Annotated in this window: 14 protein-coding genes; 10 read left to right on the plus strand and 4 right to left on the minus strand. The window is 68.9% G+C overall.

The window, feature by feature from the left end; genetic code table 11:
- Nucleotides 1-8: 8 nt before the first annotated feature.
- Nucleotides 9-731 carry a flagellar basal-body rod protein FlgF gene (gene flgF, locus TSO352_RS22205; RefSeq protein WP_109109387.1) on the minus strand — a complete coding sequence of 241 codons (723 nt, stop codon included), beginning with the start codon at nt 729-731 and terminating at the stop codon, nt 9-11.
- Nucleotides 732-1,268: 537 nt separating this feature from the next.
- Here flgF and TSO352_RS22210 point away from each other — a divergent pair.
- The 7 genes from TSO352_RS22210 (at nt 1,269) to TSO352_RS22240 (ending at nt 7,430) form a co-directional block, all read left to right on the plus strand.
- Nucleotides 1,269-1,823 (plus strand): flagellar basal body-associated FliL family protein, encoded by a 555-nt coding sequence (locus TSO352_RS22210; RefSeq protein WP_109109388.1) that lies wholly within the window; start codon nt 1,269-1,271, stop codon nt 1,821-1,823.
- Between the two features lie 17 nt (nt 1,824-1,840).
- Complete coding sequence (gene fliM, locus TSO352_RS22215; RefSeq protein ID WP_085556933.1) at nt 1,841-2,917, plus strand: flagellar motor switch protein FliM; 1,077 nt, start codon at nt 1,841-1,843, stop codon at nt 2,915-2,917.
- The gene (locus TSO352_RS22220; protein WP_109109389.1) at nt 2,914-3,549 is read left to right on the plus strand and encodes a DUF6468 domain-containing protein; all 636 of its coding nucleotides are present in this window, start codon (nt 2,914-2,916) and stop codon (nt 3,547-3,549) included. Before fliM ends, TSO352_RS22220 begins: the two co-directional genes overlap by 4 nt.
- Nucleotides 3,550-3,605: 56 nt before the next feature.
- Entirely contained in the window at nt 3,606-4,517 is a 912-nt protein-coding gene (locus TSO352_RS22225; RefSeq protein ID WP_247872307.1) for a hypothetical protein, read from the plus strand.
- 170 nt (nt 4,518-4,687) lie between these two features.
- On the plus strand, nt 4,688-5,863 hold the full coding sequence (locus tag TSO352_RS22230) for an OpgC domain-containing protein (protein ID WP_109109391.1): 1,176 nt from the start codon (nt 4,688-4,690) through the stop codon (nt 5,861-5,863).
- Nucleotides 5,860-6,621, plus strand: coding sequence for a hypothetical protein (locus TSO352_RS22235; RefSeq protein WP_146210781.1), 762 nt, complete (start codon nt 5,860-5,862; stop codon nt 6,619-6,621). The genes TSO352_RS22230 and TSO352_RS22235 overlap by 4 nt, the downstream gene beginning before the upstream one ends.
- On the plus strand, nt 6,618-7,430 hold the full coding sequence (locus TSO352_RS22240) for an SGNH/GDSL hydrolase family protein (RefSeq protein ID WP_247872308.1): 813 nt from the start codon (nt 6,618-6,620) through the stop codon (nt 7,428-7,430). The genes TSO352_RS22235 and TSO352_RS22240 overlap by 4 nt, the downstream gene beginning before the upstream one ends.
- 27 nt (nt 7,431-7,457) lie before the next feature.
- On the opposite strand, the gene TSO352_RS22245 is transcribed toward TSO352_RS22240, so the two are convergent.
- Together TSO352_RS22245 and TSO352_RS22250 are read right to left on the minus strand one after the other, a co-directional pair.
- Nucleotides 7,458-7,841 carry a hypothetical protein gene (locus tag TSO352_RS22245; RefSeq protein ID WP_109109393.1) on the minus strand — a complete coding sequence of 128 codons (384 nt, stop codon included), beginning with the start codon at nt 7,839-7,841 and terminating at the stop codon, nt 7,458-7,460.
- Between the two features lie 27 nt (nt 7,842-7,868).
- Nucleotides 7,869-10,415 carry a GGDEF and EAL domain-containing protein gene (locus tag TSO352_RS22250; protein ID WP_109109394.1) on the minus strand — a complete coding sequence of 849 codons (2,547 nt, stop codon included), beginning with the start codon at nt 10,413-10,415 and terminating at the stop codon, nt 7,869-7,871.
- Between the two features lie 221 nt (nt 10,416-10,636).
- On the opposite strand from TSO352_RS22250, the gene recO reads away from it, so the two are divergent.
- The 3 genes from recO (at nt 10,637) to TSO352_RS22265 (ending at nt 15,180) form a co-directional block, all read left to right on the plus strand.
- Nucleotides 10,637-11,368 (plus strand): DNA repair protein RecO, encoded by a 732-nt coding sequence (gene recO, locus TSO352_RS22255; RefSeq protein WP_109109395.1) that lies wholly within the window; start codon nt 10,637-10,639, stop codon nt 11,366-11,368.
- Between the two features lie 11 nt (nt 11,369-11,379).
- Nucleotides 11,380-13,605, plus strand: a complete 2,226-nt coding sequence (gene parC, locus TSO352_RS22260; protein ID WP_109109396.1) for a DNA topoisomerase IV subunit A — start codon at nt 11,380-11,382, stop codon at nt 13,603-13,605.
- Between the two features lie 474 nt (nt 13,606-14,079).
- Entirely contained in the window at nt 14,080-15,180 is a 1,101-nt protein-coding gene (locus TSO352_RS22265; protein WP_109109397.1) for a TRAP transporter substrate-binding protein, read from the plus strand.
- A 51-nt stretch (nt 15,181-15,231) separates the two neighbouring features.
- Here the strand turns inward: TSO352_RS22265 and TSO352_RS33610 are convergent, their stop codons facing one another.
- Nucleotides 15,232-16,185, minus strand: coding sequence for an ACT domain-containing protein (locus tag TSO352_RS33610; protein ID WP_199231691.1), 954 nt, complete (start codon nt 16,183-16,185; stop codon nt 15,232-15,234).
- Nucleotides 16,186-16,187 lie beyond the last annotated feature (2 nt).

The following is a 16,187-nucleotide window of genomic DNA, read 5'->3' on the forward strand; positions in this document are numbered from 1 at the left end:
GGCGGCTTTTAGGCGCTGCGGCCCAGTTTCTGGATCATGCTGCGGATGCGTTCATGCTCGTTGTCGATCATCCGCTGGGCGGACATGTACTGACGCTGGATGTCGATCATCTGCGTCATCTCGACGACGGGCTTCACGTTCGAACCTTCTAGCAAGCCCTGTGCCACTTTCGTCTCGACGGGGGCCGGGGTCGGCTGCTCGTCGGTGACGTAGAGGCCGTTGCCGACCTCGGTCATCAACTGCTCGTTCTTGAAGGTGACGATGTTCAGCTTGCCGACCGGGCCCAGCTCGGTGGCGACGGTGCCGTCGCCGCTGACCTTCACGTCGTTGGTGCCGGCCGGGATGGTCAGCGGCTGGCCGTTGTTGGACAGAACCGGCAGGCCGCCGCCGTCGACGAGCTGGCGCTGGTCGTTCAGGCGGAAATTGCCGGCGCGGGTGTAGCGCGGGCCGCTGGCGGTATCGACGGTGAAGTAACCCTGGCCGGTCAGCGCCAGATCCAGCGGGTTGCCGGTCTGGGTCATGCCGCCGACCGTCAGGTCGCGCACCACGGCGCGGTCCTGGACGAAGCTGACCTTCTCGTGCAGGCCCGGCTTTTCCAGATACTCGGTGAACAGCATGCGCTGGTTCTTGTAGCCGGTCGTGTTCATGTTCGCGATGTTGTTCGACGTCACGTCGAGCTGACGTTGCAGCGCCATCTGGCGCGACATGGCGACGTAGATCGAATTTTCCATCTTGCGGCCTCTTGCCTGGAACATGGGGTCGGGCGGAACCGTCCGACCGGCGATAAGGGGTATTGCAGGCGGCGTGCCAACTGGCCGTGAGCCGCGGAAATCCAGGACTCCGGGCAAGCCGGGGGCGGTCCCGCCGGGTGGGGCAGGGGATGCCGGGCAGATTCTGCCGGGACGTGGGCCGTCCTTGCCGGGTCCGAACGGGCAAGACTCTCCCGTTCCCGCCGCGAAGGGGGCGGCGGGGCGATGCGATCCGGCCCGGCCGCGCCCTTTGCGGGCGTGGCGGGCGGCGGGGCGGAGTCCGGGCGCGTCAGCGGGGCGTCGGCGCCGGACGCGCCGATGCCGGGGCCGGCAGCGATGCCATATGGCAACACCGGGCGCGGAACTCCGGACGGACCCAATCAAAAACCGTGCCGCGCCGTGGAAACCTACCCGCCCGGCCAGTCCCACCCCTCACTCGAAAGGAGTTATTAACTATCCCAAAAGTAGCTTTGGGGAGGTCGTGCGCAGGATTGCGCTTCTCGAACGCTCCAGGGTCCCATGGCTGCCGAAACCGACGCCGGCGAACTTTCGACCGAAGGCCTGCCGCGAAAGAAATTCAGCGGCAAGAAGCTGGTCCTGTTCGTCGTTCTTCCCCTGGTCCTGCTGATCGGCACTGGTGCCGGGGTCTATTTCTCCGGCCTGCTCGACAGCCTGCTGGGCAAGGAGCAGCACGCGGCGGAGGGTGAGCACGCCGCCGCTGCGGAGGGCGAGCATGGGGCGGAGCCGGGCAAGCCCGATCCGCACGCGGCCCCGGTCTTCTACGACCTGCCGGACATGCTGGTGAACCTGAACACCGGCAACAAGCGGCCCGCCTTTCTGAAGATCAAGATCTCGATCCAGTTGAACAAGCCGGAGGATGTGGCGGCGGTCGAGCATGTGCTGCCCCGCATCATCGACAACTTCCAGGTCTACCTGCGCGAGTTGCGGCTGGAGGATCTGCGCGGGTCGGCCGGCATGTACCGGCTGCGCCAGGAACTGCTGCTGCGCATCACCGCCGCGGCCTATCCGGTGAAGGTGAAGGACGTGCTGTTCAAAGAAATGCTGGTCCAGTAAGGGCGGGGGCCGGATCCATGAGCGACACCGAGGAACTGAGCGAAGAAGAACGGCTTGCCGCGGAATGGGCCGCGCTGGCCGAGGACAGCGGCGACGTCGGCGACATGGGCGGCGGCGGCGGGTCGACCCGCGTCCTGAACCAGGACGAGATCGACAGCCTGCTCGGATTCGACCAGGGCGGGGCCGGCGACGGCGACAATTCCGGCATCATGGCGCTGGTCAACTCGGCGCTGGTCAACTACGAACGCCTGCCCATGCTGGAGGTGGTGTTCGACCGCCTCGTCCGCATGATGTCGACAAGCCTGCGCAACTTCACCTCCGACAACGTCGAGGTCAGCCTCGACCAGATCTCGTCGGTCCGCTTCGGCGACTACCTGAACTCCATCCCGCTGCCGGCGATGCTGTCGGTCTTCAAGGCGGAGGAGTGGGACAACTACGGCCTGATGGTCGTGGACTCGGCGCTGATCTACTCGATCGTCGACGTGCTGCTGGGCGGCCGGCGCGGCACCGCGGCGATGCGCATCGAGGGCCGGCCCTACACCACCATCGAACGCAACCTCGTGGAACGCATGGTCCATGTGGTGCTGTCGGACCTGTCCGCCGCCTTCGACCCGCTGTCGCCCGTCACCTTCCGCTTCGACCGGCTGGAGACCAACCCGCGCTTCGCCACCATCGCCCGGCCGGCCAACGCGGCGGTTCTGGTCAAGCTGCGCATCGACATGGAGGATCGCGGCGGCCGGCTGGAGCTGATGATCCCCTACGCGACGCTGGAGCCGGTGCGTGAGCTGCTGCTCCAGATGTTCATGGGCGAGAAGTTCGGCCGTGACTCGATCTGGGAAACCCACCTGGCGTCGGAGCTGATGGTGACGGACGTCGATCTGTCCGCCGTGCTCGACGAGGTGACGATGACGCTGCACGACGTGCTGAACTGGCGCGTCGGCACCCGGATCCTGCTGAACGCCACCCCGGATGGCGCGATCGAGCTGCGCTGCGGCGACGTGTCGATGTTCCAGGGGCGGATGGGGCGCAAGGGCGGGCACATCGCCGTCCGCCTGGAAAAGGAACTGCCCAAGCAGGAGGTCATGAGGCTATGAGTCCGCTGGTCTCCATCATCATCGACGTCGTGATGGTCGGCCTGCTGGCCGCGACCATCGCCTACGCGATCATCCTGAACAAGCAGATCATCAAGCTGCGCGAAAGCCGCGGCGAGATGGCGGAACTGATCCAGGGACTGAACGAGGCGATGGCGCGGGCCGACACCGGCGTGCGCACGCTGAAGAAGGCGGCCGGCGACACCGGCGAGGATCTCCAGCGCACCGTGATCAAGGCGCAGGCCCTGCGCGACGAGCTGCAGTTCATGCTGGAGGCGGGCGACACGCTGGCCAACCGGCTGGGCGGCGTCGGTGACCGCGATGGCGGCCGCTCCGCCGTGATGCCGGCGCTGGCCGCGCGCAGCCCGGCGAAGGCGCCGCTGGTCGCCCGCCCGGCGCTGCGCCTGCCGGCCGAGGACGACCACGACCACGACCACGACGACGCGCCGCCGCCCGCCCGGCTCGACACCCTGCCGCGCCGCGCCGCGGCACGGGCCGAACCGGCGGCGGAGGCGCGTGAGCCGGCACCGCGGGACGCCGGCCGCGCCAGCATCATCCGCGAGGGCGAGAGCCTGTCGCGGGCCGAACGTGAACTTCTGCAGGCGATCGAGAACGCCGGTAAGGGGCTCGGATGAGCACGCGGACGAATGACGGCCGGCCGGTCCCGGGTCCGGCAGCGGAGCCAAAGGTGGTGATCCGCCCGGCGGGTGCCGCGCCGACCGGGGTGCGAACCTCGCCGACGCTGGCCGCGCAGCAGGCCCAGCAAGCGCAACTGCCGGCCCAGATCCCGAACGTGCGGACGGCTGGCAAGCCGGTGGCGCGGAAGGCCAAGGCGAAGGGCAAGCCGCGCAAACCGGCGGTGCCGCGCCGTCCCCTGGGCGAGCGGCTGCGCGAACGGATGCGTGGCGCCCGCTTCCGGCTGCTGCCGCTGACCATCTTCGTGGCGGTGCTGATGCTGGGCGTGCGGGTCGGCGACCTGTGGCGGCTCGCCACCCACGACGCCCGGCTGCCCGACTTCCCGGTCAGCCTCGCCCAGGGCCCGCAAAGCTCGACCCCGCCGACCCCGCCGCTGCAGGCGCCGCCGGCCGCCTCGACCAAGCCGGTGGGCAAGGATGCACCGCCGGCCCCCGGCGGTTCCAGCGCGCCGGCGGGCGGGGCGGCCAGCGCGCCGCTGGCGCCGCTCGGTCCGATCGACAACCAGGAGCTGCTGCAGCATTTCGCCGAACGCCGCGCCGAGATCGAGCGCCGCACCAAGGAGATGGAGCAGCGCGAGGCTCTGCTGGCCGCCGCCGAGAAGCGGATCGACCAGAAGGTGGCGGAGATGGAGAAGACCCGCGCCGATATCCAGAAGCTGATGAGCCAGGGCGACGAGAAGCAGTCGGCGCAGCTGGACAGTCTGGTGAAGATCTACGAGACGATGAAGCCGAAGGAAGCCGCCCGCATCTTCGAGGAACTCGACATGCCGGTGCTGCTGGGCGTCATCCAGAAGATGAAGGAGCAGAAGACGGCGCCGATCCTGGCGGCGATGGACCCGACCAAGGCCAAGGAGGTCACGTCGGCCCTGGTCGAACGCCGCGTCCCGCTGACCGCGACGGCGAAATAGGCCGCTCCCGCCGGTCTGCGTCAAAACAGCTCGCAACCTCCGCCATCCTTCCTATGTCTGGGAGGCCGCCCGCAATCACCGCGTGCGGCAATCCGCAGGGTGGCCGATGATCCATCGCCGCCCGTCGCGTGTTGATCAGGACAGGGCAGACCGGTGCGGGCTGGACGATCATGAGCGACCGAGCTTTGGCGGGGGCATCGGCGGAGCCGACGGGGCAGCGTGACCTGCGGCTCGACTTCTTCCGTGGCCTCGCGCTGTGGTTCATCTTCATCAACCACATCCCGGCCAACCAGATCTCCTGGCTGACGCCGCGGAATTTCGGGTTGAGCGACGCGACCGAGACCTTCGTCTTCATTTCCGGCTACACCGCGGCGATGGTCTATGGCCAGACGCTGGGGCGGCAGGGCTTCCCGATGGCGGCGGCGCAGGTGCTGCACCGCTGCTGGACGCTGTACGTCACCTACATCATCCTGTTCTTCGCCTTCACCGCCCAGATCGCCTACACCGCGCGGGCGTTCGACAGCCCGCTGTTCGCGGAGGAGATGGGGATCGCCACCTATTTCCAGGACCCGGTGACGGCGCTGACCCAGGCGCTGCTGCTGAAGTTCCGGCCGGCCAACCTGGATGTTCTGCCGCTCTACATCGTGCTGCTGCTGATGTTCCCGCTGGTTCTTCCGCTGCTGCGCCGGCAGCCCCTGGCGGTGCTGGGCGGGTCGGCCGCGCTGTACGTCGCCGCGCGCCTGTCCGGCTGGAACCTGCCGACCCACCCGGATGGCGGCGTCTGGTACTTCAACCCCTTCACCTGGCAGTTCCTGTTCATCCTCGGCGCCGTGCTCCAGGGGCTGCCCGGCCTGCGCGCCGTCGTGACCCGCGCGCGCGCTCCGGTGATGGCGGCGGCCGTCCTGTTCCTGATCGGCAGTCTGTTCCTCGCCCTGTCCTGGCAGTTCGCCCAGCTCCACGCCTTGCTTCCGGCCCGGCTGACCGAGATCATCTACCCGATCAGCAAGACCGACCTCGACCCGCTGCGGCTGGTCCATTTCTTCGCGCTGGTCTATCTCATCCTGTGGCTGGTCCCGGCCGGGGCCCCCTGGCTGAGGGGCTGGCTGGTCGCCCCGGTGCTGGATTGCGGGCGCCAGTCGCTTCACGTCTTCTGCCTGGGCGTGCTGCTGTCCTTTGCCGCGCAGACCGTGCTGACCCATGTCAGCGGCTCGCTTTCCGCCCAGTTCCTTGTTACCGTGCTGGGCATCGGCGCGATGGTGCTGCTGGCCAAGGTCCTGTCCTGGTACCGGTCGGCGCAGCGTGCGCGGCGCCCGCAGGTGGCGACCGGCAGGAACATGGGTGCATGAGACGACGCGGGGTTGGACAGACGCTGGCGGCCGTTCTTGCGGTCGCCTTTCCGGTTGGGGCCTGGGCTCAGCCGGCCGTCGACGATCCCTGCGCCGTTCCCGCATCGGTGCTGTCCGCCGACGCCGACCTGCCCCGGGCGGCGGAGCGGCTGAAGGCGGGGGAGCCGCTGTCGATCCTCATCGTCAACTCGGCCAAGCCGCATCCCAAGCCGGGCGCCATCAGCTACCCGGCCCGGCTGTCCGACGAACTGACGCGCCGGCTGCCCGGCCGCAAGGTGGAGACGACGGTGCTGAGCCTGCCCGGCCGCGTGGCGCCCGAGATGGTCGGCCCCCTGGCGCAGGCGGTGGAGCGGATGCGGCCGGCGCTGGTCGTCTGGCAGACCGGCACGGCGGACGCCATGCGCAATCTCGATCCGGAGAGCTTCGGCACCGCCCTGGACGAAGGCATCGCCGCCGCGCAGCGCCGGGGCGCCGACGTGATCGTCATGGACATGCAGTACAGCATGCACACCGCCCAGCTGATCGATTTCGCGCCCTATGTGACGTACATGGCCTGGGCCGGGCAGCGGGCCGACGTCTTCCATTTCCCGCGTTACGACATCATGCGCCATTGGGTCGAGGACGGCCGCGTCGACTTCGCCGACGAAACCGACTCGGCCAAGCAGCGTGCTTATGACTTTGTTCACCGTTGCGTCGCACAGTTGATGGCGGACAGCGTCGCCACCATGCTCGACCGTCGCAACGGAGCCAGTCATTGAGTCACGCCGTGTCGCGCGCCGGTTTCCTGGCGCTGCTCGCCGCCACCATCATCGCCGCACCGCTTGCCGCCCGGGCGGCCGACGCGCCGTCCGTGCAATGCCAGGCGCCGCGCGCCGTTGCCGGCCTGTCCGCGCCGCTGCCGCGGCTGTCTGAGCGGATCGCCAGCGGGGCGCCGCTGCGCATCGTCGCCATCGGATCATCCTCGACCGCCGGGGCGGGGGCCAGCGGGCCGGACAAGACCTACCCGGCCCGCTTGGCCGATCACCTGCGCGCCCGGCTGCGCACGTCGGACATCGCCGTGCTGAACCGCGGCGTCAACGGCGAGACCGACGACCAGACCGAACGGCGCCTCGACGCCGACGCGCTGGCGTCGCGGCCCGATCTCGTCATCTGGCAGGTCGGCGCCAACACGGTGCTGCGCGACGGCAACCAGGATGTGAGCGAACGGGCGGTGCGCCGGGGGGTGGAGCGTCTGCGCGCCGCCGGCGTCGACATCGTGCTGATGGATCTGCAATACGCGCCCAGGATGATCGAAAAGGACCGCGCGCCGGAGATGCTGGGCCGCATCGCCGGCATCGCCGCGACCGAGCGTGTCGGGCTGTTCCACCGCTTCGCCGTCATGCGCTCCCTGGTCCAGTCCCAGGGGGTGGCCGTCACCGATCTGATCGGCCCCGACGGCGTGCATCAGAACGACCGCGGCTATGACTGCGTCGCCCGCCTGCTGGCGATCGGCATCGAGGACGCCGTCCGTGTCCACGACACCAGCATCGGGCCGCCCCAGGGCGGACGACCCGGCTCGGAGAACTGACGCGTCCGGGTCCGAAGGGCGCCGGCGTCAGCGCTGCATCATCGCGCTTTCCTTGCCACACAGGAAGAAGACCTTCTCGTAGACCTTCAGCAGCGCGTCGGTCAGCGCCTGCACCTCGGGGCTGCCCATGGCGCGCGGCTTGGCCGGATCGACGTGCAGGACGCAGCTGTTCTTGACGTCGTTGAAGGCGGCCAGCGCGTGGATGCGGTCGGGGCGGAATTCGTCCGGGAAATTCTCGTCCATCAGCCAGAAGCACTGGAAGTTCCGGCAGGATTGCGGCCGCTCCTCGTAGATCGAGCAGCCCTTGCCCTGGTCGCAGGACGCGCACCACTTGGCGGACGGCTTCTTCAACTCCGGCACACCCATCAGCTTGCAGCACAGGGTGCATTCCCCGCATGTGCGGTCGGACATAACGACGACTCCAATCAAAAAAGGCGGTCAGGCCTGGACGGACAAGGCGGGCAGGGCGGACGCCCGCAGCACCGCGCGTTCGTCTTCGGCGGCCAGCAGGCGTTCGGCCGTGGCCGACGGCGCCGGACGGGCGAAATGGTATCCCTGCGCGTACTTGCACATGATGTCGCGCAGATACACCGCTTCCTCCGCGGTTTCCACCCCTTCCGCCACCGCGTCCAGCCGCAAAATGGTGGCAAGCGTCGCGATGACCTGGACGATGGCGGCGTTTCCCTCGCCCGACGACACCGCCTGGACGAAGGTGCGGTCGATCTTCAGCGTGTCGACCGGGAACTTGTGCAGGTAGGCCAGCGACGAATAGCCGGTGCCGAAATCATCGATCGACAGCCGGATGTCCATGTCGCGGATGCTCTGCATCAGCATCCGGCATTCGTCGGGATCCTGCATCAGCAGGCTTTCGGTCAGCTCCAGCTTCAGGCTCGACGGTGGGATCGGCACCGCGTCCAGCAGGTCGCGCACGGCGCCGACCAGATCGTCGTCGCGGAACTGGCGGGACGAGACGTTGACGCTCATGAACAGCGGCGTCGGGCGGGGAAAGCGGGCCTGCCAGTCGGCCAGCTGGCGCACCGCCTCATCCAGGGCCCAGCGGCCCATCGGCACGATCAGGCCGGTTTCCTCGGCCAACGGGATGAACTCGCCGGGCGCCACCAGCCCACGGTCGGGGTGGTTCCAGCGCATCAGCGCCTCGAACCCGGCGATGGCGCCGGTTTCCAGCTCGATGATCGGCTGGTAGTGCAGGCAGAGCTGGCCCTGCTCCAGCGCGGCGCGCAGATCGGCCTCCATCCGCATGGCGGTCATCGCCTGCCGGCGCAGGTTGGCGTCGAACAGGTCGATGCGCGCCCGCCCGCCGCTCTTGGCCCGGTACATGGCGAGGCTGGCGTCGCGCAGCATGTCCTCCGCCCGGTCGTAGCCGGTCTGGCTCAGCGCGACGCCGATGGAGGCGGTCAGCACGACGTCATGCCCCTCCAGCGAGACCGGCCGCGCGATGGCGCGGGCCATCCGCTCGGCGGCGCCCAGCGCGTCGCCGGCGTCGCCGATGTCGTCCAGCAGCACCGCGAACTCGTCGGCCGACAGGCGGGCCAGCGTGTCGCCGACGCGGCGGCTGTTGTCGAGCCGCTTGGCGATGATCCGCAGCACCCGGTCGCCGGTGGCGGAGCCCAGCGCGTCGTTGATTGCCTTGAACCGGTCGAGGTCGATGATCACCGCGGCGAAGGGCCGCGCCCCCGCCCGCCGGTTGCGGTCCAGCGCCTGCCCGATGCGGTCCAGCAGCAGGGTGCGGTTGGGCAGGCCGGTCATGCCGTCGTGGAAGGCGTCGAACAGCAGTTGCTGTTCGGCCTTCTTGCGCGCGGTGATGTCGGTCATCGAGCCGGCCATGCGGACGGCGCAGCCCTTGGCGTTGCGCACCGCCAGCCCGCGGACCAGCATCCACATCTCCTCGCCGCCGCTGCGGTGGATGCGGAACTCGTGCTGCAGGTGCTCGCGCTCGCCGGTCAGGTGCAGGTTGATCGCGGTGCGCAGGCCGTCCAGGTCGCTCGGCTCGACGCGCTGGAACCAGGCGTCCAGCGTCCCGGCGATCTCCGCGTCGCCGGCGTCCAGCATCGCCTTCCAGCGCGGCGAGTAATAGACCTCGCCGCTGTCGATGTGCCAGTCCCACAGCCCGTCGGCGGCGCCGGCGGCGGCCAGCGCGTAGCGCTCCTCGCTCTGGCGCAGGCGCTGTTCGGCGGTCTTGCGGTCGGTGACGTCGGCCTGGCTGCCGACCAGCCGGATCGGCCTGCCGGCGGGGTCGAGCACGGCGATGCCGCGGCAGGCCATCCAGCGGGTGGCGCCGCTGGCGTTGCGCATGCGGTATTCAACCTGGAACGCGGTCTCGCCGTCGCCCGCCGCCGTCGGCTTGCCGAGCGCCGCCAGGGCGTCGGTCAGGGCGGGACGGTCGGACGGGTGGACGCGGTCCAGCCATTCCTGCGGCTGGTCGGTCAGCTCGGCCGGTGTCAGCCCGAGCAGCGAGGCCCAGCGCGGCGAGTAATAGACCCGATCGGTGACGAGGTCCCAGTCATAGAGGCCGTCGTTGCTGGCGGCGGCGGCCAGCGCATAGCGCTCTTCGCTGCGGCGCAGTTCCTGTTCGGCGTGCTTGCGGTCGGTGATGTCGGCGACGGAGCCGACCAGCCGGACCGGCTCGTCCCGCTCGTTCATCACCGCCATGCCGCGACACACCAGCCAGCGCCAGTGCGGCTTGGCCCCGGCGGGCAGGTCGGCGCGGCGGACCCGGTGCTCGATCTGGAAGGGCACCGACAGCCCGACCATCTGCGCCTCGAACGAGGCGTGGAGCCAGTCGACATCCTCGCCATGGACCAGCGACAGCCAGTCGGCCGGGCGGTTCAGGTCGCCGGGCGGCAGGCCGAGGAAATCCTTGAAGCGGGGGGAGAGGTACAGCGTGTCGCTGCTCAGATCCCAGTCCCAGACGCCTTCGGAGCCAGCCTTTTCCGCCAGCAGATATCGGTCGATGTTGGTGTTCAAGACCCCTCGTCGGACCTGTCGGCGGCCAGCGGTTGGCGGGGTGTCCCACCGGTTGGACAGGCAGTTTATCCGTAGTTTGGTGAAAAAACGGTGAAATTTCGTCGCACCCTGCAACTCCTCCGCCGTCCGGTCCCGACGCCGAGAGAGGTTTCCTTGGTGAGATTTTTTCCTATATTAGGATAGCCCGCCCCGCGTCATTCCTTCTTGTGAACGGCACCCCCATGGATTGGTCCGATCAGGGAATCGTTCTGTCATCCCGCCCGCAAGGGGAGGGCTCCGCCGTCGCGACCCTGCTGACCCGCGAGCATGGGCGGCACGCCGGCATGGTGATGGGCGGCCGGTCGCACCGCATGCGCGGGGTGCTGGAGCCCGGAACGCTGGTCGCCGCCCGCTGGCGGGGCCGCCTGCCCGAGCATCTCGGCCATTTCACGCTGGAGCCGGAAAAGGGCTACGCCGCCAGCCTGTTCGACGACGCCGCGGCGCTGGCGGCGCTGACCAGCGCCTGCGCCCTGGTGGAAGCGGCCCTGCCCGAGCACGAGGCGCACCCGGCGCTGTTCGACGGGCTGCTGGCGCTGTTCGGCCTGCTCGACAGCCCGGCCTGGGCCGAGTCCTATGTGCGGTGGGAGGTCGGGTTGCTGGCCGAACTCGGCTTCGGGCTCGACCTCGACCGCTGCGCCGTGTCGGGGGCGAACGACTACCTCGCCTATGTCAGCCCGCGCACCGGGCGGGCGGTGACCGCGGCGGTGGGCGAACCCTACCGCGACCGGCTGCTGCCGCTGCCCGATTTCCTCGCCGGGCGTGGCGGCGGCGGCCCGGCGGCGGTGACCGACGGGCTGCGGCTGACCGCCCATTTCCTGGAGCGGCACGTGCTGAACGGCCCGCTGCCGCCCGCCCGGGACCGCTTGAGAGAACGTTACGCGAACGCGGTAGCGCGTTCCGCCCAGATCTGGTAGACCCCGCTGTCATGAAGCCGCAAGACCCTGCCTCCGATATCCTCGAAAAGCCGCTGGCCGACGCACTCGGCGAGCGCTACCTCAGCTACGCGCTGTCCACCATCATGTCCCGCTCGCTGCCCGATGTGCGCGACGGGCTGAAGCCGGTGCACCGACGCCTGCTGTTCGCCATGAGCCAGCTCCGGCTGGAGCCGACGACCCCGCCGAAGAAATCGGCGCGCGTCGTCGGCGACGTGATCGGCAAGTTCCATCCGCACGGCGACAGCTCGGTCTACGACGCGCTGGTGCGCTTGGCGCAGAGCTTCGCCGTGCGCTACCCGCTGATCGACGGCCAGGGCAACTTCGGCAACATCGACGGCGATAACGCCGCCGCCATGCGGTACACCGAGGCGCGGCTGACCGAGGTCGCCAAGGCGCTGCTGGAAGGCATCGACGAGGACGCGGTCGATTTCCGCCCGACCTACGACGGCGACGGTGACGAGCCGGCGGTCCTGCCCTCCAACTTCCCCAACCTGCTCGCCAACGGGTCGAGCGGCATCGCCGTCGGCATGGCGACCAACATCCCGCCGCACAATGTCGGTGAGATCTGTGACGCGCTGCGCCATCTGATCAAGCACCGCGACGCGTCGATCGAGACGCTGGTCAACTTCATGCCCGGCCCCGATTTCCCGACCGGCGGCCTGCTGGTCGAATCGCGGGAGAACGTGATCGAGGCCTACCGCACCGGCCGCGGCGCCTTCCGCCTGCGCGCCCGCTGGGAGGTGGAGAAGCTGGGGCAGGGCACTTGGCAGATCGTCGTCACCGAGATCCCCTATCAGGTGCAGAAGGCCCGGCTGGTCGAGAAGATCGCCGAACTGCTGCTGGCCAAGAAGCTGATCCTGCTGGAGGACGTGCGCGACGAATCGGCGGAGGACGTGCGCCTCGTCCTGGTGCCGAAGAGCCGGAACGTCGATCCGGACGTGCTGATGGCCTCGCTGTTCCAGGCGACCGATCTGGAAATCCGCTTCTCGCTGAACATGAACGTGCTGGGCGCCGACCATGTGCCGCGCGTCATGAACCTGCGCGAGGTGCTGCAGGCCTTCCTCGACCATCGGCACGAGGTGCTGGTCCGCCGCTCCAACCACCGGCTGCGGCAGATCGACCATCGGCTGGAGGTGCTGGGCGGCTATCTGGCGGCCTACCTGAACCTGGACGAGGTCATCCGCATCATCCGCGAGGAGGATGAGCCGAAGCAGGAACTGATCCGCGCCTTCACCCTGACCGACGTGCAGGCCGACGCCATCCTCAACATGCGCCTGCGCAACCTGCGCAAGCTGGAGGAGATGGAGATCCGGCGCGAGCACGAGACGCTGACCACCGAGAAGAACGGCCTGCTGGAGTTGCTGGGCGACGAGGCCCTGCGCTGGAAGCGCATCGCCGAGAGCGTCGCCGAGATCAAGAAGAAGTTCGGCGGCGGCGCGCTCGGCAAGCGGCGCACCGACGTGGCCGACGCCCCCGCCGTGATCGAGGTGCCGCTGGACGCGCTGGTGGAGCGCGAGCCGGTGACCGCCATCTGCTCCGCCAAGGGCTGGATCCGCACGGTGCGCGGTCACCTGACCGACGCCGAGATGGAGGATGTGAAGTACAAGGACGGCGACGAGCGCGGCTTTATCGAGCGGTGCGAGACGACCGACAAGCTGCTGGTCTTCGCCAGCAACGGCAAGTTCTTCACGCTCGGTGTCGACAAGCTGCCGCGCGGCCGCGGCTTCGGCGAGCCGGTGCGGCTGATGATCGACCTCGGCAACGACGTCGACATCGTCGACCTGTTCCGCCACCAGCCCGACCGCACCCTGCTGGTGGTGTCGGACGACGGCCGCGGCTTCCGCATCGAGGAGACCGAGGTGCTGGCCCAGACCCGCGCCGGCAAGCAGGTGCTGAACCTGGAGGATGGCCGGGTCGCCCGCATCTGCCAGCCGGTGACCGGCGACACGCTGGCGATCATCGGCAACAACCGCAAGCTGCTGGTCTTCCCGCTCGATCAGGTCCCGGTGATGACCCGCGGCAAGGGCGTCCAGTTGCAGAAGTACAAGGACGCCAGCGTCGCCGACGTGAAGACCTTCGCGCTGGCCGACGGCTTGACCTGGAAGCAGGGCGAGCGGGTCTTCCGCGTCACCGACCTGACCGGCTGGATGGCCGACCGCGCCGGCGTCGGCAAGATGCCGCCGAACGGTTTCCCGAAGCAGAACCGCTTCACGTAAGGGGAACGCCGGGGGTGGGGGTTCGTCAGCCGGCGTTCCCCCGCCCCGCCTTGCGCGGTTGAACCCACCCGACGGCTTCGCGTCGCCCCGATAAACCTCTGAATAACAAAATCCAATTGCCGTTCGCGCTTGATCCGGACCGTTCGCTTCCTGCATAATCCGCGCAGCAAAAGAAAGCTGGGACGGATCGGCCGACAGGCCGGCGGCAAGCCCGGATGGACGGGAGGAAACGCACACCAACGCCGGGAAACCGCGTGGACGGTGAGGTGCCGCGACGGCGCCCCGTCCCCGCGGTGTCCTGCGGTGCGCCGTCCGGGCCGGCCGAGCGCGCATCCCCAACCATTCCCACTTTCCCCGCTCGCCCGACGGCGCTCGCTCCCGATCACACGGGACGTGACGGCGGCGGGTCCGGTCCGGCGCCAGCCGGTCCGGCGACAAGAACGCAGAACAGAGAATGGACAAGGGAGCTTCTGGATGAAACGTCGTGCTTTTCTGACCTCCGCCGGTGTGGGCGTCGCCGCCACCACGATCGCGGCACCGGCCATCGCGCAGAGCAACCCCGAGATCAAGTGGCGCTGCGCCTCCAGCTTTCCGAAGAGCCTCGACACCATCTACGGTGGTGCTGAGTTCGTCGCCAAGCGCGTGGCCGAGCTGACCGATGGCAAGTTCCAGATCCGTGTCTTCGCGGCCGGCGAGATCGTCCCGGCGCTCCAGGTTCTGGATGCGGTGAAGGACAACACGATCGAGTGCGGTCACACCGTCTCCTACTATTACGTCGGCAAGGATCCGACCTTCGCCTTCGACGCGGCGATGCCGTTCGGCCTGAACGCCCGCCAGCAGAACGCCTGGATGACCCATGGCGGCGGCAAGGAGCTGATGGCCGATTTCTTTGCCGGCCACAACCTCGTCGCCATCGGCGCCGGCAACACCGGCACCCAGATGGGCGGCTGGTTCCGCAAGGAGATCAAGACCGTCGAGGATCTGAAGGGCCTGAAGTTCCGCATCGGCGGCTACGCCGGCACCATCATGGCCAAGCTGGGCGTCGTGCCGCAGCAGATCGGCGGCGGCGATATCTACCCGGCGCTGGAAAAGGGCACCATCGACGGCGCCGAGTTCGTCGGCCCCTATGACGACGAGAAGCTCGGCTTCAACAAGGTCGCCAAGTACTACTACTACCCCGGCTGGTGGGAAGGCGGCCCGCAGGTGTCGATGCTGTTCGGCAAGGAGAAGTTCGAGTCGCTGCCGCCGACCTACAAGGCGGCGCTGCAGGCGGCCTGCGCCGACGCGACGCTGGACATGCTGGGCAAGTACGACGTCCAGAACATGACTGCGCTGAAGCGTCTGGTCGCCGCCGGCACCCAGCTGCGCCCGTTCCCGAACGAGGTGATGCAGGCCTGCTATCAGGCCGCCATCGAAACCTACGAGGAAGAGGCCGCGAAGAACGAGAAGTTCCGCAAGATCTACGAGCCCTGGAAGAAGTTCCGCGAGGAAGAGTATCTGTGGTTCCGCGTCGCGGAATACAGCTTCGACCGCTTCGTCTACGCGGCCCCGCCGCTGGAATCGAAGAAGAAGTAAGGTCGCCGACCGGCGGGAGGGCAACACCCTCCCGCCGTTTTCTTATCCGGCTTACTGCTTCACCGTGCAGGTCAGCGCCAGCACATCCGCCGCCTTGTCCAGGTCGTCGGCGCGGACCAGCACATAGTCGGTGTTGTAGGTCGAGATCGCGAAGATCGGCACATGCGCCTGGGCCAGCGGCACGGCGATGCGCGCGAGGATGCCGAACAGCGAGAAGTCCAGCGTGCCTTCGACCTTGAAGGCGCGCCAGCCGCGTTCCGCCTTCACATCCGCCGGCACGCGGTCTTCGGGGCAGAGGATCGACAGCTCGTCGCCGCTGCGGGTGGCGCCGACCAGCGGGTCGCTCCAGTCCAGCCAAGCCGGCAGCCCGCTGCCGGGCGGCAGTTGCGCCACCGCCAAGCGGTCGGGCAACACCGACAGGGTCAGGCCGCTCTGCTCGCGCACCAGCGCCGCCGTCAGCGTCGCCTCGTCCACCTCGAACGGCTTCAGGATGCGCCGGGCGCGGTCGGCCAGCGACGGCACGCCGGAGCGCATAGCCCGGCCCAGCATTTCCGCCGCCGTCCCGCGCAGCTCCGGATCGCGCTCCGCCAGATCGACGACCGCTTGCAGGGCGCTGGTCTGGACGATCCGGCTCGTGCTGTTCTCGAACCAGTCGGCCAGCAGCACGGCGGCGCGGCGGCGCTGGTCGTCGTCCAGCGTCAGGCGCGGCATGATCTGCGCCAGATGCCAGCGCACCTCCACCTGTTCGATGGCGACGGCGTCGGTCAGCAGATGCTCGACATAGGGGTCGAGCCAGGCGGCGTTGCCGCGCGCCACCCGTTCCAGCGCGTCGGACGCCCGCATGCGCACCCCGGCGTCGCGGTGGAACAGGCAACCGACCAGTTCCGCCAGCTTGCCGCGGTCGGCCGACACCTCGTCGGCGACCGACGGCGCGTCGCCCGCGGTCCGCTGGTCGCCGCGGGCCAGCCGCAGGGCCAGCGGGCCGTGGCGGGTCACATTGCCCATCC

The organism is Azospirillum sp. TSO35-2, from assembly GCF_003116095.1.
Classification (GTDB): Bacteria; Pseudomonadota; Alphaproteobacteria; order Azospirillales; family Azospirillaceae; genus Azospirillum.